A 21518-nucleotide genomic window follows, 5' to 3' on the forward strand; every position below is an offset into this window, starting at 1 on the left:
TGGCGGTTTAGCGCTGACTGATGAGCCGCTGCGCCACCATTATACCATGCTCTAGCGCCAGGTGCACCCGCCCGCCGACGAAGGCGTCGCCGCTAAAGGCCAGCCGCTGCGGTAGTGTCAGTGCGTTCAACTGGTCGCCATCCGCCTTTTGAGATGGTAGGGCATAGCGCCAGCGCTGAAGATCGGTGAAGATCGGGGCCGGTAGCTCTTCCTGAATCAACTGGGATACCAGCCGCGCGACCTGTCGGACGCATTCCCCCTCCTCGCCCTCCATATGCGCGAGGCTATACTCGGGCGCCATCTGCGCGATCAGCATGCCCGCTCCTGGTGGAACACGTTCGGCCGCCTTCTCGTGTTCCCAGGCCAACCACGAGATAGGATGTTGCTTATCTGTGTTGACCAGGGCATAGTAGGGACGCGTCTGCGGCCGCGATTGATAGCCCAGCATGATCGAGAGCAATGGATTATAGCGGACGGGGGCAAGCCGCTGTACGATGGCCTGTTTGAGCTCCGTTGCCATCTGGCTGTTCTGGATGAGTTTCGTCGCCTGGGGAGCGGGCAGTGTAATAAAGAGGAAGTCGAAGCCCGCGTAGTCATAGCCCGCGCTATCGTAGAGCCGCCAGCCGTCTGTTTCTTGCTGCACATTGGTGATGCGCGTCTCAAACTGAATCGAGAGACCTTGCGCCATCTTTTTTGGAAGCGTTGTCAGGCCGCCACGATAATTCAGCTTTTGTTCGGTGTTCTGTTTTTCGTCCCCCGGCTGAATCTGTCCCTGCCCGTTAAAGATCCAGACGGGTTTCTGGATGTCGATGAGATCAGGTGTACGAAAGCGTTCAGTAATCCAGGCCAGGCTGGTTGGCGTCCCCTCTTTAATATACTGGGCGCCATGATCGTAGATAAAGCCCGCGCGTCTGCGGGTGGCCGCGCGTCCTCCGACGCCACGGCTCTTCTCAAAGAGCGTCACTGTATATCCGGCGTCCTGCAGTGAGTGGGCTGCACCCAGCCCACTCATGCCAGCTCCTAGAATGGCTACCGATGGCATAATTGATCCTCTAGCGCGATACGCGCCTGATTAGCGTTCAATTGATTCCCTGGCCTGTTCCGATCTGCCCTTCTGGCGCAGCCAGTTGGCCTTCCACATGTCGGACCGGCCCAGCATCTCTTCGGCGCTCTTCATGGCGATATCGGTGACGTTGCCGCCCATGATATGGGCGATCTCGCGTACCCGTTGCTCGGGCCGTAGCTCGTTGACAATCGTCATGGTGCGGTTATCGAAGATTTGCTTATTCACATTGTAGTGGGTGTCGGCAAACGCGGCAATCTGTGGCAGGTGGGTAACGCAGATGATCTGGTGGTTGCTTGTCAACTGCCAGAGCTTCTCGCCCACCACCTGGCCGCTGCGACCGCTGATACCAGCGTCGATCTCGTCAAAGATCAGGGTTGGCGTAGCATCGGCGTCGGCCAGAATCGTCTTCAGCGCCAGCATTAAGCGCGATGTCTCACCGCCGGAGGCGATTTTGGTCAGCGGCTTGAATGGCTCGCCTGGATTGGGGGCGATCAGGAATTGAACCCGGTCAACTCCGGTGAGATCGCACGCGTAGTATTGCTCTTCCTGACCATTGAGGGTGACCGGAACGCCCTGTCCATCGGGCATCTGGACAATTTCGACCTGGAAGCGAGCACGGCGCATATTCAGATCATTGAGCTGCTCTTCCATGGCCAGGGAGAGGGATTGGGCGGCCTCTGAGCGCCGCTCCGACAGCGCCTGCGCCAGGGCACCGATCTCGCGGCGGAACTGGCCATCTTGCCGCTTCAGCTTGATGATCAGTTCATCGCGATTATCGATCGTTTCAAGCTCTGCCTGGTCATCGGCCATATGCTGCAGGATCTCCTCGATGGTATCGCCATATTTGCGCTTTAGCTTGGTGATCAGGTCCAGGCGCTCTTCCACCTCGGCCAGCCGATTGGGATCGTCCTCGATGTCCGCTTCGTAGCTACTGATGGATGTCGCCACGTCCTCCAATTGGTAGATGGCCCCGGCCAGCGCCTCCTCGTACTCCTCCATGGTTTTGTCCAGCCGTACCAGTTCGCTCAATGAGCGCTGGGCCTGGCGGATCTGGTCGAGGGCAGCCTGGAAGCCATCTCCTCCCATCTCTGATCCCTGGATGGAGCCATAGATATGCGAACACAGTTCGCGCAGGCGCTCGGCATTGTTGAGGATCTTGCGTTCCTCTTCCAGTTCTTCTACCTCACCGGGACGCAGGTTGGCCTTCTCAATCTCTTCAATCTCGAAGCGCAAAAATTCCGCCCGACGTTCCTGCTCGCGGATATTTTGTTGCAGGGAGAGCAGTTTCTTGCGCGCGTTGCGCCACTCGCTAACTTTCTCAGCCAGTTGCTCTCGCAGTGGTAGCGTCTCGGCGTAGCGATCCAGAAAATTAATATGCTGGTCGGGTCGTAGCAGGCTGATGTTCTCGCTCTGTCCGTGGATATCTACCAGCCAGCTGGCGACCTGCTGCAAAATATGTAAGGAGAGCGCACGCCCATTAATGCGGGCAACAGTACGTCCGGAACGAAAAATATCGCGCGTCAGGATCAACTGCCCATCTTCGGGATAGAGGTCGTACTCCTGTAAGAGCGAGGACAGGGCGACCAGGGCATCGGCGCTCTGCGCGGCCCCGTTTCCGTTGGTGGCTCTGTGCTCGGCGTGCTCTATCAGGGTGAGCAGAGGCGAGCCATCGGCTCCGGTGGCCTCTGTGTCCTCTTCAAATGGAAGCCAATCGGTGGGTGGCTGTGGCAACGCGCCGACCGAGAATACCCCTTCGACGGTTGCGCGATCACAACCAGCGCGAACAAACTCGGCGCCGATCTTCCCACCAAGTAATGCATTGACTGCATCAATGATGATTGACTTACCCGCGCCTGTCTCGCCGGTGAACACGTTAAAATTACGGTTCAGGCGAATCTGCAGGCGGTCAATAATAGCGAAATCTTTAATCGTTAACTCAATTAGCATGATTTAATCGTTAACTCAATGTGCGTGATTTGTATCGTTAGCAGTCAGGTTATCGTTTTTCAGCTTCGCGTTGATAATTTGATAAAAGTACGTTGGCGGTCGGCGCCTGAGAAACCTGGTTGTATGCTGGCTCTTGCGGACTGTGATGATCGCGCCGTCCTTGATCTCTCGATTGAGTTGACCATCGGCCGAGAATACGCCATTCTGTGAGCCGGTAAATATCTGTAGCTTGATGGTTGCCTCTGGCTGGATAATGAGCGACCGGTCGGATGCGAGGTGGGCAGCAATCGGCGTCAGGACCATGCTCTGTACCTGTGGATGGAGCAGGGGCCCTCCCACCGCCATATTATAGGCTGTGGAGCCTGTGGCGGTCGAAATAATGATGCCGTCTGCGTAACTCGTATTATAGTAGTAATCATCCACCCAGACGCAGACCTGTACGACCCGTGGCCAGGTGCCGCGAGCGATCACAATGTCGTTGAGCGCCAGGAACTCCTCGCGCTGACCATCTTGCTCCAGGACCGCTTGAAGCATCGCGCGTTCATCTACCCAGACGGAACTGTCACCGTTAAGATAATAGCCCAGGTCGGTTGCTATATCGTCTGGTTCCATCTCGGTCAGGAAGCCGACCCGTCCAAAGTTAACGCCGACAATCGGCGTGCCCGTACTCGCGCACATGCGGGCCGCATGTACGATCGTACCATCGCCTCCCAGGACCAGTATCAGGTCAACATCTTTGAATGAATCCTGGTCATAGGCAACGTCTGACTCAAGGCCTTCTTGATGGATATCGATGGCACGGACCGAATGGCCCTGTTTCTGCAGGGTTTCTACAAGTTGGGCTGCGAACCTGGACGAAGCTTGCTTACGTCCCTGGTAGAAAATCGCGATTTTCTTCACTAAAAATTCTCCAATTGGCAAGCGAGGGCGAACACGATGTGCCGCCCTTACATGTTTAGCCTCAGTAATGTTACGCCATGGGGCGTGTATTGTCAACTAGGTCCTTAGTATGAATGTTCTTATTTTTCCTGTTGGGCTCGTATGTGTTGGAGCTTTTCCTCCGTGAACCAGAGCACTTCTTCTTTAGAATGAACCTCGCCTTCTGCTTGCGCTTCCGCAATGGCTTCCAGCAGCTGACCAATCAGTGGACCCGGCTGTAGCTGGAAGTGCCGGATGAGCTCTTCGGATTGAATCAGGCGCGGCGGCAAGATCTGCTCACGTTCGCGGATGTAGCGCGTCAGCAGGGTGCGCACCGTGGCCAGGTGGCGCTGCCAGTGAATGGTCAGTGGCTCGGGTCCGCGCATAGCCAGGTGATCGGCCAGCGAGACCAGGGCCACGTAGATGCCGTTGGGCCCCATGTCGACGAAATAGCGCCGAATGGCTCTGGGGGTCACCGTGGCGCTGCTTAGCTGTCCCGGTCGCATGTGGTGCGCCACCACTTGCTGAATCAGCCTTTTGTCTTGCGTACTGATGCCCAGGCGCTGCGTAATCTGTTGCGCCAGCGGCACGCCTGCCTGCGGATGGTGATAGAACGTGATATTCCCCGCTTCATCCACCGCCTGCGTGATCGGCTTGCCGATATCATGTAGTAGAGCCGCAACCTTCAGCGGCGGCGACAGCAACCTGGTGAACGAGAAGATCCCCTGTTGTTCCGCCTCCTGCAGCATTTGCTGGAGCTCCAACAGATCGTCGTGCTCGCCTGCATTGAGTTCCGAGCACCGCACCTCTTCTGGGGATTGTTGCAGGAGCGTGCCCAGCTTCTCCAGCATCTCGACCGATGCCAGAGAATGATCAAAGACATCCCAGTGGTGAAGACTGGGCTGGGCCATGCCGCGCGCCGGCTCCAGTTCTGGTATCAGGGCGGTGAGCAGGTGATGGGTGTCCAGGAAGAGCAGGTTTTCATAAGATCCCTCGGGCCGTAGCAGGGCATAGAGCTCTTCGTGGATGCGTTCACGCGCTACCTGAAGGAGCAGGGAGGCATCGCGAGCGATGTAGCGCGCTGTCTCTGCTTCTATAGTCAAATGGTATTGCCGGGCGAAGCGCATGGCGCGCAGCAGGCGCAAAGGATCTTGCTGGAAGACCGTCTCGGTCGTGGCGCGCAGCGTCTGCGTCGCGATATCTCGCAGTCCCTGGTGAGGATCGATAATGGCTTCAGATAGGGAGGCACGTAGCTCTCCTGGTGATGCGGACCGCTCAATGAGCGCGATTACCCCCGTAAAGGGGGCGGCCAGCGCATTAATAGTAAAATCTCGTTTCGCCAGGTCTTCCCGAATGTCAGACCCTTGCAGCGGCGAGATATCCAGCGTCAGCTCTTGCTGCTCATGCTTGACGATGACGCGACTGGCCTTTTCATGCATATGTGCGTAGAAGCCACCCAGGTGATCTGCCAGGCGACGAGCCAGGTCAGGAATATTGCCTGATGTGACGATATCCCAATCTACACAGGGTCTTTGCAGCAGGAGGTTGCGCATTGAGCCTCCTACCAGGTAGACCGGTTGTTCATACTCTTTCAGTAGCTGGCAGCTTTGTCGCAATGCCTGCAAGACCCACGCGGCGCGGGCCTGTTCTTTTTCTGTCATCCCCTGCTCACCAGAATATATAGGTAGAGATAAATCAATTTCCGTCTGCGATCTCTGCATTATAGTATCATCCCTGTCTACCTGTAGACTGGTGGGGATGTTTATTGTATGTTGGAGTCGCGGAGGCGCACCGCGCCTCCGCGACTCCAACATACAATATGGGCGTGTGATAGCTTGTCATTCCTGATAGTCCCATGTATAGTAAGAATATGCTCAGTCAGCAGCGAACTGGCGTATGGTAATCGATGTGGGCGACCAGTAGCGGGAGAGGGGTGGTGAAGCTAACGAGAAGAGATAGCTGATTCATGGTCACCATAGCCAGGGAAACTATGAGAAAGAGGGGAGCAACAAGCGGCTGGCCGGCCCTTGTTCGCTGGGTGCGTTCCATGAGTGGAAGTCAAAATTATGGGGTGTTGCGCGTGGTGCGTGTGCTTTTGCCCGCCGACCCCGCCAGGCGCCCGGATACACATCCTCGTGGTCTGTTTCCAGAAGAGCGTCTGGTCTATGTGCTAACGTCTCGCGAGACGACTATGGGGAGAGCCTTGAGCAATGATTTGATCTTAATGGACCCCAGCGTATCCCGTGAGCATGCGCGCCTGGTTTTCGACGGGGAGAATTGGTCTATTCATAATGTCACGGACCAGAATATCCTGCACGTCAATGGGCATGAGGTTGCCGCCGGGGCACGGCATGTGCTGCACTCCCAGGATTTTCTGGTACTGGGCAATACCATGCTGCAACTGATCGCTCCTAAAGGTGATCAAGATGCTTCTATCGCTTCCGCGCTTGACGATGATAAGGCTGGTGAATTACCGCTTCCAACTCCATCTCGGATCAGCGATGAGGCTGTGAAGTTTCCTGTTTCATCCACGGCTGCGCACCCCCGTGTTTTTTCACGCCTGCCGCTGCTGCCTCCCATCAAAAAGATACCAGCGACAAATGGCAAAAGACACGAGGCGCATACTATCTCTCCTGAGACAGCGAGCCTGGAGGAACGTCAGACGGTTATGGAACTGGATGCGCGTGCCTGGGCCGAGGAAGGTAAGCTGCTCGGTAGCAGCATTACCCTTCAGTTTGCTCTTCCCAGGGTGCTAAAAAAAACGCTGCGCTGGACCATTGGTGGTCTGTTGCTGCTGGCGCTCTTGCTGAGCGCGCTGGCCGCCATTATTTTAAATAACCTGCTGGGGATCGTCTCGCTGGTGCAGGAAAGCCCTGTCAATATCTTATCGGTGCTGACGATTCCGATTGTGGCCGCGCTGGGTATTAATCTGCTGGTCAATTTCATTGATCGTTATGAGCGCGAGCCCTGGTTCTTACGCCTGGCCGCCTTCCTCTGGGGAGCCATCATCGCCATTCCGCCAACCACCTTTATCGAGGGAAGCGTTGATAGCTGGCGGAGTGCCATCCTGGGTCCGCAGGCTGGCCGGGCCCTGCATGCGCTCTTTTCAGCCCTCAATGCCGGCATTACGGAAGAGACCGTCAAAGGACTCGGTCTGCTGCTGCTCTTTTTTGTGCTGCGCGACGAATTCGATAACGTGACCGATGGCATCGTCTACGGTGCGTTGATCGGCGCTGGCTTTGCCATGGTGGAAAATATCTTTTACTTCGCCGGCAATCCCAAGGCTTTTCTCTTCTTACTGATCGGGCGCATCGTATTGGGATGGCTGAGCCACTCCACATTTACTATCTGCCTGGGCATCGCCCTGGGGTATATGCGGCACACACAGATACGCTGGCGGCAGATCGTGATCCCCATCATCGGCTATTTTATCGCTGTGGGATTGCATACCGCCTTCGACTTCATCAACTTTTTCGCCAACGCGCTGGTCCTGTCCTCGCCGGACAATTCAAATATTGTTATGTTTTCGCTCTTTGCCAGCATCGGCGACTACATCCTGCCGTTTATTGCCCAGATGGTGATCATCTATTGCCTGATTAAATCCCTGGCCCATGAGGCCGCCATTATCCGTGAGTTTCTGGCCTCGGAAGTGAGCAACGGGATCGTGACGGTAGACGAGTACGCCATGCTCCAGCATTCGTTTTTGCGTACCCGCATTGAGCGTAGCATACTGTTTCGCCAGGGTTTTAAGCAGTGGATGCGTGTGAAGGCGTTGTATCAAACGGAGATCGGCCTGGCCTTTCGCAAGTGGCATGTTAGCATGGGCGATAAGCCCAAACTCGGCTATATCCAGCCTGAGGACGCCTATCGGCGGCGTATTCAACGCCTACGCCAGGATATTATTCTGGCCGAAGCCGCAAACTATAAGCTATAAAGAATCGTACCGACTATAGTACATATGTAGCTATACTACCCCGCTGATGTGGTAGAGTATACATGTGATAAAGAAATCAGTTCAAGGTGTGACTGCGTCAATGGAGAGCAGCCCTGGCACCTCTAGCGCATGCTCGCATAAGCGCAAGCGCACCTTAATACAGAAAAGGATGGGTGATTATGGAACTGGAGCGGGCCAACCTGCTACAGATCTATCGTTTTATGCGCCTCACCCGTGCCATGGAAGACCGCATTCGAACCCTGTTTTTACAGGGGCGTATCGTAGGTGGTGTTTACACGGCGCAGGGGCACGAGGCCACAACCGTCGGGGCAGCAATGACGCTTCGCGATGGGGACTGCATTGTTCCGCAGCATAGAGATCTAGGTATGCACCTTGTACGGGGAGTCTCTCCTCGCAGTACGATGTGCCAGTGGCTAGCTCGCGGCAATTCCCCCACCTTAGGTCGTGATGGTCAGATGCATATTGGTGATATGCACCAGGGCGTTGTTCCTATGATTAGCATGCTCGGAGAGTCGCTCCCCGTGGCATGCGGCGTCGCACTGACTATGAAGATGCGCAAACGTTCAACAATCGTCTTAGCCTCCTGTGGCGATGGCGCAACCAATACCGGCTCATTTCATGAAGCGCTCAACTTTGCCTCGGTGCAGAAGTTACCGATCGTCTTTGTGGTTGAGAATAATGGGTATGCCTATTCGACCCCTACCTCAAAGCAGTTTGCCATTCAGAACCTTTCCGACCGTGCGCTCGCCTATGGCATGCCCGGTCACAGCGTCGATGGCAACGATGTGCTGGCCGTCATAGAGGCCGTCGGGCAGGCTGTTGCCCGCGCACGCAGCGGTCAGGGTCCCACTCTGGTCGAATGTAAGACGTTCCGCGTGCGCGGCCATTCAGAGGCGGATAAGGCCGATTACGTCCCCGATAATGTACGCGCCGAGTGGCTCAAGAAAGATCCTATTCAGCGCTTCGAGCACTATCTATTCCAGGAAGAAATCTTAACAGAAGCCGCGCGTAGCGAGATGGATGCGCAGATCAAGTCTATGGTCGATGATGCGGTACGCTTTGCCGAGCAGAGTCCCGCGCCAGATGAAACAACGGTTGCGCACTATGTCTATGCTCCCGATGGGCCAATAGCAATGGTTGGTGAGCCGGGTGCGCTGGATACCCGCTATATCAATGCGTACGACAGTCGTACGGGCCAGCCGTTTCATACCGTGCAAAAGGCAGAGGAGGCCGCTGGACGACGATGAGTGATAGAAAAGTAACCTACCTGGAGGCCATTAGCCAGGCCATTCGCGAGGAGATGTTGCGCGATGACGCCGTCTTCCTCCTGGGAGAGGATGTGGGGTCATACGGTGGAGCATTCAAAGTTAGTGCCGGACTGCTGTCGGAGTTCGGCTCCGAGCGCGTGATCGATACTCCGATGTCCGAGGCAGCCATTATCGGGTCTGCCGTCGGTTCAGCGCTGATGGGTATGCGTCCCATCGCTGAAATGCAGTTCATCGATTTTATTACCTGCGGCTTCGACCAGATCATCAATATGGCGTCGAAGATGTACTGGCGTGTGGGAATGCCGGTCCCTATGGTGGTGCGCGGACCCTCCGGCGGTGGCACCAAGGGCGGTCCATTCCACTCGACCAGCCCCGAAGCCTGGTTCTTTCACGCGCCGGGCATCAAAGTTGTCGTCCCTTCCACCACCTATGATGCGAAGGGTCTGCTCAAGGCCGCCATTCGCGACAACAATCCTGTTCTCTACCTGGAGCACAAGTTGCTCTATCGCCTACCCGAACTGCGCGAAGAACTGCCGAACGAGGATTACGTCGTGCCGCTAGGGAAAGCCATCGTGCGTCGCGAAGGTGAAGACATGACCATCCTGACCTATGGCGCGATGGTTCATCAATGTCTGAAGGCCGCGCAAAGGCTGGAGGAGGACGATGATCTGGAAGTCGAGGTTCTGGACTTACGCAGCCTGGCGCCATTGGACCGTGAGGCGATCACAGAGTCGGTAAAACGCACCAATAAGGTGCTGATCGTCCATGAAGATACCCTGACGGGCGGGATCGGTGCCGAACTCTCGGCCATCCTGGCGCAGGATCTGTTTGAATATCTGGATGGTCCCATTACACGTGTGGCCGCCCCGGATGTACCTTTTCCCTATGCGCCGGCGCTGGAGGCCGCCTATCTGCCAAACGCTGACAAGATTCTTTCGGCCGCCAGAGAACTGGCCGCCTACTAAACGTGTTATACAGAATAGAGATCTCACAAATCTATCATCATAGAGGGGATGAAAGGGTGTACTTATTATGCCAACACCAGTAAAAATGCCGCGCCTGGGCGAATCAGTGGCGGAAGGAACCATTGGCTCCTGGTTAAAACAGGTTGGAGATACCATCGAGCGCGATGAAGCGATCGCCGAGGTGATTACCGATAAAATTAACGCTGAACTGCCATCTCCGGTGGCCGGACGGCTGGTCAAGATTCTGGTCCAGGTCGATGAGACGGTGCCTGTGGGGACCGATATCGCCATGATTGAAGAGAGCGCCGATGTGACAGCGGACAGTGGCACGTCCGGCCCCGATGCCGCTCCGGTGGAGAGTGTGCGCGAGGCCGCTACCCCGCTGCCCGAGTCGTCGCAGCCCGTGGGCCTGCCGAGCAATGGTACGCGTGTGAAACAGCAGCGCGAAGACGAGGAGCGTCAGCGTATCTCTCCGCTGGCCCGCCGCCTGGCGCAGGAGCACGGCATTAACCTGAATGATATCGCTGGAACCGGCGCGGGTGGTCGCGTGCGCAAAGAGGATATCCTGGCTTTTGTGGAGCAACGACAGAAGGTGGCTACTCCCGCTGCCGTGTATGCCCCGTCCGCTCCTGCCGCCGCGCCCGTTGCCCAGCAGCCTGCCCGGGTAGAGGTTGCGCAGCCCACGTCGGAGCAACTGACCGAGGCTGGTGACGAGGTGGTCTCCCCCAGTCGCATGCGCCTGGCGATCGCCGAGCATATGGTGCGTAGCAAGCGGACCTCGCCGCACGCTACCACCGTGGTTGAGGTCGACATGACCAATATCGCGAAGTGGCTGGCCAAAAACAAAGACGAGTTTAAACGCCGCGAAGGTTATGGCATCAGCTTTGTCCCATTTGTGATGAAGGCTGTCTGCGAGGGCATTCGCAAGTATCCGACCATCAACTCCACCTGGACGCCCGATAACAAGATCATCATCAAGCGCCACATCAACCTGGGCATGGCCGTCTCGACCGACACAGGACTGGTCGTTCCGACGATTTATGATGCTGACCAGTATACGCTGGCCGCGCTCGCGAAGCAGGTTAACGCCCTGGCTCAGCGCGCGCGGGCTAACAAGCTGACCGTTCAGGATATGCAGAACAGCACCTTCGTAGTGAATAATCCTGGCGTATTTGGTACAATTATATCTATGCCTATTATCAATCAACCACATGCGGCCATTCTCAGTATGGATGCTGTCGTGAAACGACCGGTGGTAATTGAAGATGACGCCATCGCTGTGCGTTCGATGATGTTTATGTCGATGTCCTTTGACCATCGCATCCTGGATGGAGCGGGCGCCGGCGGCTTCCTGCAGGCCGTGCGCACCAAATTGCAAAGCTATGGACGCGACATCGATGTGTATTAGTAGAGGAATTTTCCATGACGACCATTATCCCGGAGCGCCGGCCTGAATGGCTACGCGTACGAGCTCCCAAGGGAGAAAACTACCAACAACTCAAGCAACTGATGCGTGGTCAGTCGCTGCATACCGTCTGTGAAGAGGCACGCTGCCCCAATATCGGCGAGTGCTGGGGACACAAGACCGCCACCTTTATGATCCTGGGACGCGTCTGTACCCGCAGCTGTGGTTTTTGCGCCGTTGAGACGGGGCGTCCACTGGGCCTGGACTGGGAAGAGCCGAAGCGCGTGGCGGAGGCTGCGAAGGAGATGGGGCTGCGCCACGCTGTGGTGACCTCGGTCAATCGCGACGAGTTGAAGGATGGTGGCGCGGCGGTCTTCGCCTCAACCATTCGCTGGATCCGTCGGCTCAATCCCGAGTGCAAAGTTGAGGTATTGACCCCTGACTTTAAAGGTTCGCCCGATGCCTTGCGTGTGGTGATGGATGCGAAACCCGATATTTACAACCACAACGTCGAGACGATTCCCCGGCTCTATAAGCGTGTGCGTCCCCAGGCTGTCTATCAGCGCTCGTTGCAGGTGCTGAAGATGGCCAAAGAGATGTACCCCGGCACACGCACCAAGTCCGGCTTCATGCTCGGCCTGGGCGAGAGCTGGGATGAGATCCTTGAGGTGATGCGCGATATGCGTGAGTATGACGTCGATATCCTGACCATCGGTCAGTACCTGCGTCCATCGTTCCAGCATCTGCCGATTCAGCGCTACGTGCCGCTGGAGGAGTTCGCCGCGCTAAAGGCCGAGGGCAAGAAGCTGGGCTTCCGCCATGTGGAATCGGGACCCTTTGTGCGCAGCTCGTATCATGCCCATGAGCAGGCCGATGGAGCGACGCAAGAGTAATCGAGGAGTAAGCAAGGAGCAATTATGGCATCGAAAGCAAGCATAAACTCCGTTGAACTGGCTTATGAAGATCATGGCATCGGCGTACCACTGATCTTCCTGCATGCGTTTCCGCTCAATCGGCACATGTGGGATAACCAGCTTGGCCGTTTGCTGGATGAGCAGCGCTATCGCCTGGTGGCGCCAGATTGGCGCGGCTTCGGCGAGAGCAGCCTGTATGGGAACCTCTCGACCATGGAGATGTTCGCCGATGATCTGGCTGGTCTGATGGACCATCTGGGGATGCAGCAGGCGGTGCTCTGCGGCCTCTCAATGGGTGGCTATGCCGCTTTCGCTTTCTTGCGCAAATATCCTCAGCGGGTGGGCGGTCTGGTCCTGGCCGACACCCGTCCCGGCGCGGATACCGAGGAGGGGCGGGCCAATCGCGAGAATCTGGCCCGCACGGCTGAGCAGCAGGGAACGGATGCCATCGCCGATCTGCAGATTCCGCGCCTCCTTTCAGAGTATACGCGCACCCATCATCCCGCTGTGGAGGCACAGGTGCGCAAGATGATCGCGACTGCCAACCCGCTGGGCATCGCTGCCGCCTCGCGTGGCATGGCTCTGCGTGCCGACAGCAGCGATCTCTTGGGCACCATCAACTGTCCCACGCTGGTGTTGGCTGGTGAGCACGATGCCCTGACGCCACCCGACGTGGCGCGTGCCTATGCCCGCCAGATCAAGGGAGCCCGCTTCGCGGTCATTCCCCACTCCGGCCATCTCTCAAACCTCGAACAGCCCGAGGCATTCCAGACCGTACTGCAAGACTTCTTGCGGAGCGCCCTATAAGGTTCTTTCAAGCGCAGCATAGCGCGAGTTAGCCCGAGTCGGTGATCCCCTGGCTCTCATAGAGAGGGAAACATGGTACAGCAGCCATCGCTTCAGCATCCAGTGGTACTGGTGGTAGACGATAATCCTGCCATTCGCGACATGGTCTCCTGGGCCCTGGAGTTAGATGGTTATGAGCCGGCCGAGGCCGCCGAAGGTCAGGAGGCTCTAGACTGGCTGCATAACGCGGCCCGCGAAGGTCGCTATCCCTCCGTCATTTTACTGGACCTGGCCATGCCCGGTATGGATGGTCTCACCTTTTTAGCCCACCTCCAGGAATATCGTGAGCTCTATTCCTCATTGTTTCCTGGCCCATCCGTCGTCGTCATCACCGCAAACATCGCCGCCTCCGACGTTGAGAAGCTGGGCGTAGAGCGCGTCATCATCAAGCCCTTCCACGTCCGCGACCTGCTGGATACCGTGCGCATGCTCACCTGCTAACCCCTTTTCCCGGTGTCCTCTTTGGTGGGACGTGAACGCCCGGGTACGGGTCGCTTCGCGACAAGCCGGGGCAAGCCCGGCACCTACGACGAGGATTCATATAAAGATGGTGGCGTGTGGTTGCGCGGCGGACACCCGCCGCGCAACCACACGCCACCATCTTTATATATGTGCGGCCGCGTATGCGGACGCCCATGCGCGGGCACTCAGTTCCCTATAAAAAAAGAGCAAATCATTAGTTTCTCTTGAGACTTCCTTGAACTCTTCCTGGTACAATTTCCGCAGATAGAAAAAAACATACAGTTCTATGTATTTTTATGATAGACGCACCATCACCTATCCATAGTGAATCGCATATAAACGCATAGAGGAGGCGTTGAACATGGATATACACGAACAGCCCACCCAACCATGGAAAGGGGCTGATCCCGGCCAGGGCGAGAACTTTCCCGTTTCTCAACCAGCATTCACAGCCTCTGTACCAGGAAACGGAGTGGCTACACCCGCGCCGAAGCGCCTGTCGCGCCGAGCACTCTTTTCAGGACTGGCCGGCGCGGGCGTCGCCGTAGCCATTGGCGGCGTCGCCCTGGCTGAATGGCAGCACACGCAACAGAATGGCGGCTCACCATTCGAGGCTGACCCTGGCACAAATGCGCAGATCGGTCACCTGTTGCGCCGCGCCGGATTTGGCGTCACCCTGAACGATCTGGCCACCTATACCCCGCTGGGATTTCAGGGCGCGGTGGATCGCCTGTTGAACTATCAGCAGGTCTCCGATCAGCCACTGGAGCAGCAGTTGACGGCGGCGAATCTGAACCTGGCGAAGCCGCAGAGTCAGCAGCAATGGTGGCTGCTACGCATGGCTGGCACCCAGCGACCGCTGCTGGAAAAGATGACCCTCTTCTGGCATGGCGTCTTGACCAGTAGCTTTCAAAAGGTTGGCGGTAAAGATGCCTATATACGTATGATCGTGCAGAATAAGTTTTTGCGCGACCACGCCTTCGATACCTTCGACAATCTGCTGCTGGGCATTACCAGCGATCCCGCCATGCTGTTCTATCTGGACCTGACCAAGAGCCGCAAGAATGCGCCCAATGAAAATTTCGCGCGCGAATTGATGGAATTGTTTACGCTCGGTCTGGGTCACTATACGCAGCAGGATGTGTTTGAGGGAGCGGCCGCCCTGACCGGCTGGCATATACACCCGGGCACCCAGACGGCACGCTACAATCCGGCCGACCATACCACGCGAGAGCTGGTCTTCCTGGGACAAAAAGGGAACCTCGACTATAAGGATGTCATCAGGATCCTCGCCAATCACCCGGCGACCCCCTGGTTCATCTGCCGCAAGCTCTTTACCTTTTTCGCCTACGAAAATCCGAGCAACGATGATCTGCAGCCCCTGGTGGATGCCTACGTCAAGAGCAACCACAGCATGCAGGCGGTCATGAAGACGCTGCTGCTCTCGCCACAGTTTAGCTCGCCCAAAGCGTATCGCGCGCGTATGAAATCGCCGACCGAGTTTCTGGTTGGCTCGTACCGGGCACTGGATGCGAAGACCAGTGGCGTGGAGCTACCTCCCCTGCTTACCCAGCTAGGGCAGACCCTGCTCGCGCCACCCAACGTCGCGGGCTGGCCGGGCGATAAAGTCAGCTCCCTCTGGCTCAATGGCGGCACCTGGATGTCACGCCTCAACTACATCAACACGCTGATCGGCGGTGGACGTTATCGCGGCAGCGTCTACAAGCCGCTGGATTTCCAGTCTATTGTCGATACCCACCACATCGATACGCCTGAGAAATTCGTGGACCACTTTTCCGCTTTCTTGCTGGATGGCACGCTGGATAATGAACGCAAGGGGCAATTGGTGGACTACTTCAATACTCCTGATCCGCGCTCGCGCAAAGGACACATTACGCTGAGTGGCGGAAAAAGCTATCCGGTCAGTAAGGTACGGGGAACACTGTATCTGCTGCTGGCATCTCCGGAATATCAGCTCAATTAGGATGCGTAAATAGATATACATGCAGGAACACAATCTGACGGCAGGCCTGAAACTTGCCTGCCAGGGTCAGGAGGGAAAAAGGATATGAAACTTTCGCGTCGCGCACTGATCAAGGATGGCATGCTGGTGGTCTCGGCTGGTATGGTTATGCCTGCAATCTTTAGCCGTGGTGTTGCCTCGGCCAAAGCGCTTCAGATGGATGGTGCTCGCACCGCCATGGCGGGCAACGACCACACGTTGATCGTGGTCCAGATGGCGGGTGGCAACGATGGCCTGAATACCGTTGTCCCCTATACCGACGCCACATACCATAAGATGCGCCCCACATTGGGGCTGGCTGAAGACAAGGTGTTGCACCTGGACGATCGCCTGGGGCTGCATCCCAACCTGGCGCCGCTCAAAAGTCTGTGGGATCAGGGTCATCTCGCCATCGTCGAGGGCGTTGGCTATCCCAATCAGAGTCTCTCGCACTTCCAGGCGATGGATATCTGGCAGACGCTGGACCTGAATGGTACCGGCAGCGAGGGCTGGCTGGGAAAACTGGTGGCCGGCCTGGTGGATAAAGATGGACATCCCTTCCAGGCGATGGATATTGGGACCCAGACGGCGCAGGCGCTCTCCTCAATCACCACGCCGGTCCCGACGCTGACCAGTCCACAGGCCTATCGCCTTAACGCGGATCCTACCGAACCCGATGGGGGCAACGCACGTCTGCAGGCGTTGCTCAAGCTCTATAATACCTATCCTCGCTCATCGCCATACGCCGCGCTCTTAGATACGACCGCGCTCAACGCGCACGAAGGGGGACGCCAGCTGCTGCAGGCTCAGGGCGCCTATCACCCGGCCGTCACCTATCCCCAGGGTCCCTTCGCCGCCGGCCTGAAGACGCTGGCCGAAACTATCGTGCAGGGACTTGGGCTGCGCGTGGGCTATGTGACGCTGGGCGGATTCGATACCCACGCCAACCAGGTCACTACCCATGAGACCCTGTTAAAGACCCTGGCCGAAGGGTTGTCCGCGTTCTATACCGACCTGGATAAGCATGGCAAAGCCGATAACGTCGTGGTCATGACCTGGTCAGAGTTCGGGCGGCGCGTTGAAGAAAATGGTAGCCAGGGGACCGATCATGGTACGGCTGCACCCCTTTTCGTGCTGGGCAAGTCGATTCACCAGGGCATCTACGGCGAGCCGCCCGACCTCAAAAACCTGGACCAGGTAGGCAACCTGAAATATACTGTAGATTTTCGTTCCGTCTACGCAACCGTGCTGGATCGCTGGATGGGCGCCTCCTCCAAAGATGTCCTGGGAGGCTCCTTTGGCTCCCAAAACTTTTTACCCCAGCTCTAACTCTCTTTCTTCCACACCAGCTATTGAATAGTGGTGGTTTCTCTGTGGCGGAGGCGCTACGGCGCCTCCGCCACAGAGAAACCACCACCACTATGCATGCGCTTTGTGCCTTTTTTTCCTATAAACATATCCGTTGCACCGCTTCTGTAATCCCCATAGAACTCACAAACCAGGGCGGCCGCGCAGCGGACGCGCGTGCGGCGGCTATCGCGGCCCAATAGGGAGGGGAGGAATGCACATCCTTATATGGCTTGTCCCCGGTGAGCTTCGCGGCAAAATCTACTTGAGATTTCTGTAGAATTGTGATAAATAGAAGGGATGGATCGTAAGTGTATCTTCCTGCCACTTTTTTCCTTTGGCGCATCTGGCCTTTCTTGAGAGGCAGCAATAATTATTTTTAGAGAAAATGTAAAAGGTAAAGATGGATGAGTATGAGCAAGTTTAGCAAGGAATATGTGACACAGACCAATGCGTCAAATGAAGTTGTAGATCTTACCAATTGTGACCGTGAGCCAATTCATATTCCAGGATCTATCCAACCTCATGGCCTCCTGATGGTTCTGAGTGTGCCCGCACTGAATATTATCCAGATCAGCAACAACGCTGATGCGTTGCTGGGTATCGCGTCGGTGAGCCTGCTGGAGCAGCCTATCGCTCAGCTTCTCCCATCTGACCAGGTGGAACAGCTCACAGCCAGCCTGCTGTTAGATGAGATTGAGGCGGTAAACCCGCTGGCGCTGAGGATACAGAATAGTGAAGGCCAGGAGCAGCGCTTCGATGGAGTCGTGCATCATGTCGATGGCCATGAAAAAGAACTGCTGCTGCTCGAACTGGAGCCCGCTCCTGAAGAAAAACGCGCCTATGTTCCGAATTTCTATCAGATCATGCGCACATCGGCCTCAGTTTTGCAGCGGGCCGCCAACCTTCTGGATATGTGCCAGGCCTCGGCCGAGGCTGTACGTAGATTGACCGGCTTTGATCGCGTGATGATCTATCGCTTTCACGAAGACTGGCATGGTGAAGTCATCGCGGAAGCGCGCAATGAAGATCTGGAATCATATCTGGGCCTGCATTACCCGGCTTCCGATATTCCCGCCCAGGCGCGTGAACTGTATCGCCACAATTGGCTGCGCCTGATCGCCGACGTCTCGTATCAACCAGCGCCGCTGATCCCGGTGGAGAATCCGGTTACCAGAGGACCCATCAATCTGGGCTCTTCGGTGTTGCGCAGCGTCTCGCCGATGCATATCATGTACCTGAAGAATATGGGCGTGGCCGCCTCTATGTCTATCTCGATCAAGAAAAATGATCAGCTGTGGGGATTAATCTCGTGTCACCACAACTCGCCCCGTTTCGTGCCCTACACGGTGCGCGCGGCCTGCGAGTTCCTTGGTCAATCGCTCTCGCTGCAGATCGCTGCCCGTGAAGATATTGATGATTATGCCTATGAAATGCATGTAAAGAACATCCAGGCTTCGTTGTTGGAGCATATACGTGGCGATCAGAGTCCTTTTGAGCAGCTATTGCAGCATCCCGAAGAATTGCTCAGCCTGACGAATGCGCAGGGTGCCGCAGTCTGTTTTAACGATCGCTATATGCCCATTGGTCAGGCGCCAGGCGCCGCCGATGGCATGCGTATCGTTGACTGGCTCAAAGAGCATGTGCACAACGATGTCTTTGTGACCAATACATTCTCCGAGCACTGGAAGGATGCGGAACAATTGCAGGGCATGGTGAGTGGCCTCCTGGCCATCTCGATTTCACCTTTGCAGGGCAGCTATGTGCTCTGGTTCCGGTCAGAAGTTGTGCAGCAGGTAATCTGGGGTGGTGATCCACACAAACCGGTCCAGGTGCAGCCGGACGGCAGTGCCATTTTGTATCCGCGTACCTCCTTCGCCGCCTGGAGTGAAACGGTTCACTTTCAATCCCAGGCCTGGAAAGCCTGTGAGGTCGATGCGGCGCGCGGCTTCAGAAGCGCCCTGGTGGATCGAGCATTGCACGATCTATTGGTGCAACGCTCCGAGGAACTGGCCGGACTCAATAAGCAACTGGCGGAGAGCAATCAAGAGCTCGACTCTTTTGCCTACATCGTTTCGCATGACCTGAAAGAGCCCCTGCGTGGCATCAATAATTATGTGAACATTCTAAAAACAGATTTTGCCGATACCTTGAATGAAGAAGGGTTGAGTCGCCTGGATACCCTGCAGCGTCTCTCGCATCGGCTCGATTCCCTGATCGAATCCCTGCTGCACTATTCGCGTGTGGGACGCGTTGACCTGGCCTTTGCCGAGACCAATCTCAACGAGATGCTTGATGCCACCCTTGAGCTGCTGCGGGCCAGAATTGAAGAGCAGGGTGTTGAGATTCGCGTTCCGCGCCCCCTACCGACTATCTGGTGCGATCGTGTGCGCGTCGGTGAAATTTTTACCAATTTAATCACCAACGCTATGAAGTATAATGATAAGGCAGAGAAATGGGTCGAAATAGGGTATCAGCAGCCCGAGGATCCGCAGCAAGCGTTGATCTTTTACGTACGTGACAATGGCATCGGCATTCGGGATAAGTACTTTGATTCGATCTTCAACATTTTTAAACGGTTGCATGGTCGGGATAAATTTGGCGGCGGAACGGGCGCGGGCTTGACAATCGTTAAACGTATCGTAGAGCGCCATGGAGGTGAAATCTGGCTGGAATCTACGTTTGGAGAAGGTACGACGTTCTATTTTACCTTGCAGGAAGGCTAGCAGCGCATGATTGATCATTCCGATTATCCACTACTGATTGTAGAGGATAATGACGAAGACTTTGAAGTAATCCAGTGGGCGTTAAAAAAGTTATCGATCACCACCCCCATCTACCGTTGTGATGATGGGGATGACGCTCTGGACTTCCTTCACCATACCGGAAAATATACCCAGAAAGAAACTTCACCCCGCCCCGCGCTCATTTTGCTCGATCTGAATCTGACCCTCATGAACGGGCAGGAAGTGCTCACGCGCATCAAGCACGATGATGCGCTGAAAATGATCCCTGTTATTATCTGGACGACATCGGCCGATCCCAGAGATATCGATATTTGTTTTAAGCAGGGTGCCAACAGCTATATTCTCAAGCCGATGACTTTTGAAAAACTATTAGAGGCTGTAGATTTGCTCAACCAGTACTGGTTTGGAGTGGTGAAGCTTCCTGAGATAACAGAGATGTGAGTATGGCGGAGAAGAACCCTACAATTTGTATTATTGATGATAATCCAGACGATCGGGATACTTTTCGGCGCTATCTTTTGCAAGATCCCCTCTATCGCTATCAATGCTACGAGGCGGAAACCGGTGAGGATGGGCTGCTCCTGTGCAGGCAAATTCAGCCTGACTGTATTCTGCTCGACTATAAATTGCCTGATATTGACGGGTTGGAATTTTTAGCGGAACTGGTGGACTCCTCTGGTTCCGTCCCCTTTGCGGTCATTATACTGGCTGGCCTGGGCGATGAGGGGATCGCCCTGCAGGCGATGAAGAGTGGAGCCCAGGACTACCTGGTGAAGGATGAGATGACGCCGGGCAACCTGTTTCGCGCCATTCACCACGCGATCGAGCGCACAACGATGAGACGTGCCCTGGAGAAGCATCAGCAGGATCTGGAGCAGAAAAATCAGGAGATCCAGGCCTTCGCCTATGCGCTGGCTCACGATCTGCGCGCCCCATTGCGGGCTATTACCGGCTTCTCGCAGATCGTTGAGCAGGATTACCACGATGTACTCGACGATAGCGGACGCCATTATGTCGAAAATATTGTGCATGCCTGCTCGCAGATGGATCGCTTGATCGATGATCTCTTAAACTATACGCGCATCGAGCATCGGGCGCTCCGTTACAAGCCTGTGGCCCTGGACTATCTGCTGCGGCAGATCGTGAAAAGTATGGAGACGCGCCTCCAGAAGACTGGAGCGACCGTTACCCTGGCGGAGGATCTCCCCACTATTTATGGCGATAGTACCCTGATCAACCAGATCTTCGTCAATTTGCTGGATAATGCCCTGGTGTATCATAAGCCGGACGAGGTGGCACAGGTCACTGTTAGCTGGTGGGAGGATGGCGAATTTGTTGTTATCAGGCTGGCCGATACCGGTATCGGTATCGCGCCTAAGTTTTACGAGAAAATCTTTAATATCTTTCAACGCTTACATAGTGAAGAGATCTATCCAGGTACTGGTATCGGCCTGGCCATCGTGAAAAAGGCGGTCGATCTGTCAGGTGGGCTTGTATGGGTTGAATCCACTCTGGGTGTAGGGAGTAATTTTTTTGTAAAGCTGCCTAAATACATAGTATAAATATTGATCTCATATGCGCTCATGGTATAGGTCATTTGTTTATAGTGAAACTGATTAGGTTACGTAAGAGTAATACTGTTATATTTGAATGGTACAGCCCTTATTCCACTGTAG

16 protein-coding genes are annotated in these 21518 nt (G+C 55.7%); 12 read left to right on the forward strand and 4 right to left on the reverse strand.

Translation table 11 applies throughout. The annotated features are described in order from the left end of the window. Positions 1-7 precede the first annotated feature (7 nt). From KTT_RS17700 to KTT_RS17715, 4 genes are all read right to left on the reverse strand, one after another. Complete coding sequence (locus tag KTT_RS17700) at positions 8-1042, reverse strand: NAD(P)/FAD-dependent oxidoreductase (RefSeq protein WP_126597253.1); 1035 nt, start codon at positions 1040-1042, stop codon at positions 8-10. Between the two features lie 30 nt (positions 1043-1072). Beyond that, entirely contained in the window at positions 1073-3013 is a 1941-nt protein-coding gene (gene recN, locus KTT_RS17705; RefSeq protein ID WP_126597254.1) for a DNA repair protein RecN, read from the reverse strand. A gap of 15 nt (positions 3014-3028) precedes the next feature. After that, positions 3029-3913, reverse strand: a complete 885-nt coding sequence (locus KTT_RS17710; RefSeq protein WP_160145947.1) for an NAD(+)/NADH kinase — start codon at positions 3911-3913, stop codon at positions 3029-3031. Between the two features lie 119 nt (positions 3914-4032). Next, positions 4033-5592 (reverse strand): HD domain-containing protein, encoded by a 1560-nt coding sequence (locus KTT_RS17715; protein WP_160145948.1) that lies wholly within the window; start codon positions 5590-5592, stop codon positions 4033-4035. A 386-nt stretch (positions 5593-5978) separates the two neighbouring features. On the opposite strand from KTT_RS17715, the gene KTT_RS17720 reads away from it, so the two are divergent. The 12 genes from KTT_RS17720 (at position 5979) to KTT_RS17775 (ending at position 21404) form a co-directional block, all read left to right on the forward strand. Beyond that, positions 5979-7865, forward strand: coding sequence for a PrsW family glutamic-type intramembrane protease (locus KTT_RS17720; RefSeq protein WP_160145949.1), 1887 nt, complete (start codon positions 5979-5981; stop codon positions 7863-7865). A gap of 179 nt (positions 7866-8044) precedes the next feature. Then, positions 8045-9133 carry a thiamine pyrophosphate-dependent dehydrogenase E1 component subunit alpha gene (locus KTT_RS17725; RefSeq protein WP_126597258.1) on the forward strand — a complete coding sequence of 363 codons (1089 nt, stop codon included), beginning with the start codon at positions 8045-8047 and terminating at the stop codon, positions 9131-9133. After that, positions 9130-10119, forward strand: a complete 990-nt coding sequence (locus KTT_RS17730; protein WP_126597259.1) for an alpha-ketoacid dehydrogenase subunit beta — start codon at positions 9130-9132, stop codon at positions 10117-10119. Before KTT_RS17725 ends, KTT_RS17730 begins: the two co-directional genes overlap by 4 nt. 67 nt (positions 10120-10186) lie before the next feature. Continuing rightward, a complete protein-coding gene (locus KTT_RS17735) occupies positions 10187-11527 on the forward strand; it encodes a dihydrolipoamide acetyltransferase family protein (protein WP_126597260.1) in 1341 nt (446 codons plus the stop codon). 14 nt (positions 11528-11541) lie between these two features. Beyond that, the gene (lipA, locus tag KTT_RS17740; protein WP_126597261.1) at positions 11542-12417 is read left to right on the forward strand and encodes a lipoyl synthase; all 876 of its coding nucleotides are present in this window, start codon (positions 11542-11544) and stop codon (positions 12415-12417) included. Between the two features lie 24 nt (positions 12418-12441). Continuing rightward, a complete protein-coding gene (locus KTT_RS17745; RefSeq protein WP_126597262.1) occupies positions 12442-13245 on the forward strand; it encodes an alpha/beta fold hydrolase in 804 nt (267 codons plus the stop codon). 72 nt (positions 13246-13317) lie between these two features. Further along, positions 13318-13725 (forward strand): response regulator, encoded by a 408-nt coding sequence (locus tag KTT_RS17750; protein ID WP_126597263.1) that lies wholly within the window; start codon positions 13318-13320, stop codon positions 13723-13725. 382 nt (positions 13726-14107) lie between these two features. Beyond that, the gene (locus KTT_RS17755; RefSeq protein ID WP_126597264.1) at positions 14108-15730 is read left to right on the forward strand and encodes a DUF1800 domain-containing protein; all 1623 of its coding nucleotides are present in this window, start codon (positions 14108-14110) and stop codon (positions 15728-15730) included. Between the two features lie 84 nt (positions 15731-15814). After that, positions 15815-17077: a DUF1501 domain-containing protein gene (locus KTT_RS17760; RefSeq protein WP_126597265.1), complete on the forward strand. Its 1263-nt coding sequence runs from the start codon at positions 15815-15817 to the stop codon at positions 17075-17077. 431 nt (positions 17078-17508) lie between these two features. Beyond that, a complete protein-coding gene (locus KTT_RS17765) occupies positions 17509-19821 on the forward strand; it encodes an ATP-binding protein (protein ID WP_126597266.1) in 2313 nt (770 codons plus the stop codon). A gap of 6 nt (positions 19822-19827) precedes the next feature. Next, on the forward strand, positions 19828-20283 hold the full coding sequence (locus KTT_RS17770) for a response regulator (RefSeq protein ID WP_126597267.1): 456 nt from the start codon (positions 19828-19830) through the stop codon (positions 20281-20283). A gap of 2 nt (positions 20284-20285) precedes the next feature. Then, positions 20286-21404: a hybrid sensor histidine kinase/response regulator gene (locus KTT_RS17775; protein ID WP_126597268.1), complete on the forward strand. Its 1119-nt coding sequence runs from the start codon at positions 20286-20288 to the stop codon at positions 21402-21404. The last annotated feature ends 114 nt before the right edge of the window (positions 21405-21518 follow it).

The sequence above is a fragment of the Dictyobacter aurantiacus genome (assembly GCF_003967515.1).
Classification (GTDB): domain Bacteria; phylum Chloroflexota; class Ktedonobacteria; order Ktedonobacterales; family Ktedonobacteraceae; genus Dictyobacter; species Dictyobacter aurantiacus.

Excerpts from the sequence above, each read along its gene's own strand:
- KTT_RS17730 (WP_126597259.1), top strand. The coding sequence starts at position 9,130 with ATGAGTGATAGAAAAGTAACCTACCTGGAGGCCATTAGCCAGGCCATT.
- KTT_RS17700 (WP_126597253.1), bottom strand. The coding sequence starts at position 1,042 with ATGCCATCGGTAGCCATTCTAGGAGCTGGCATGAGTGGGCTGGGTGCA.
- recN (WP_126597254.1), bottom strand. The coding sequence starts at position 3,013 with ATGCTAATTGAGTTAACGATTAAAGATTTCGCTATTATTGACCGCCTG.
- KTT_RS17775 (WP_126597268.1), top strand. The coding sequence starts at position 20,286 with ATGGCGGAGAAGAACCCTACAATTTGTATTATTGATGATAATCCAGAC.
- lipA (WP_126597261.1), top strand. The coding sequence starts at position 11,542 with ATGACGACCATTATCCCGGAGCGCCGGCCTGAATGGCTACGCGTACGA.
- KTT_RS17770 (WP_126597267.1), top strand. The coding sequence starts at position 19,828 with ATGATTGATCATTCCGATTATCCACTACTGATTGTAGAGGATAATGAC.
- KTT_RS17735 (WP_126597260.1), top strand. The coding sequence starts at position 10,187 with ATGCCAACACCAGTAAAAATGCCGCGCCTGGGCGAATCAGTGGCGGAA.
- KTT_RS17765 (WP_126597266.1), top strand. The coding sequence starts at position 17,509 with ATGAGCAAGTTTAGCAAGGAATATGTGACACAGACCAATGCGTCAAAT.
- KTT_RS17725 (WP_126597258.1), top strand. The coding sequence starts at position 8,045 with ATGGAACTGGAGCGGGCCAACCTGCTACAGATCTATCGTTTTATGCGC.
- KTT_RS17715 (WP_160145948.1), bottom strand. The coding sequence starts at position 5,592 with ATGACAGAAAAAGAACAGGCCCGCGCCGCGTGGGTCTTGCAGGCATTG.
- KTT_RS17755 (WP_126597264.1), top strand. The coding sequence starts at position 14,108 with ATGGATATACACGAACAGCCCACCCAACCATGGAAAGGGGCTGATCCC.
- KTT_RS17720 (WP_160145949.1), top strand. The coding sequence starts at position 5,979 with ATGAGTGGAAGTCAAAATTATGGGGTGTTGCGCGTGGTGCGTGTGCTT.
- KTT_RS17750 (WP_126597263.1), top strand. The coding sequence starts at position 13,318 with ATGGTACAGCAGCCATCGCTTCAGCATCCAGTGGTACTGGTGGTAGAC.
- KTT_RS17760 (WP_126597265.1), top strand. The coding sequence starts at position 15,815 with ATGAAACTTTCGCGTCGCGCACTGATCAAGGATGGCATGCTGGTGGTC.
- KTT_RS17745 (WP_126597262.1), top strand. The coding sequence starts at position 12,442 with ATGGCATCGAAAGCAAGCATAAACTCCGTTGAACTGGCTTATGAAGAT.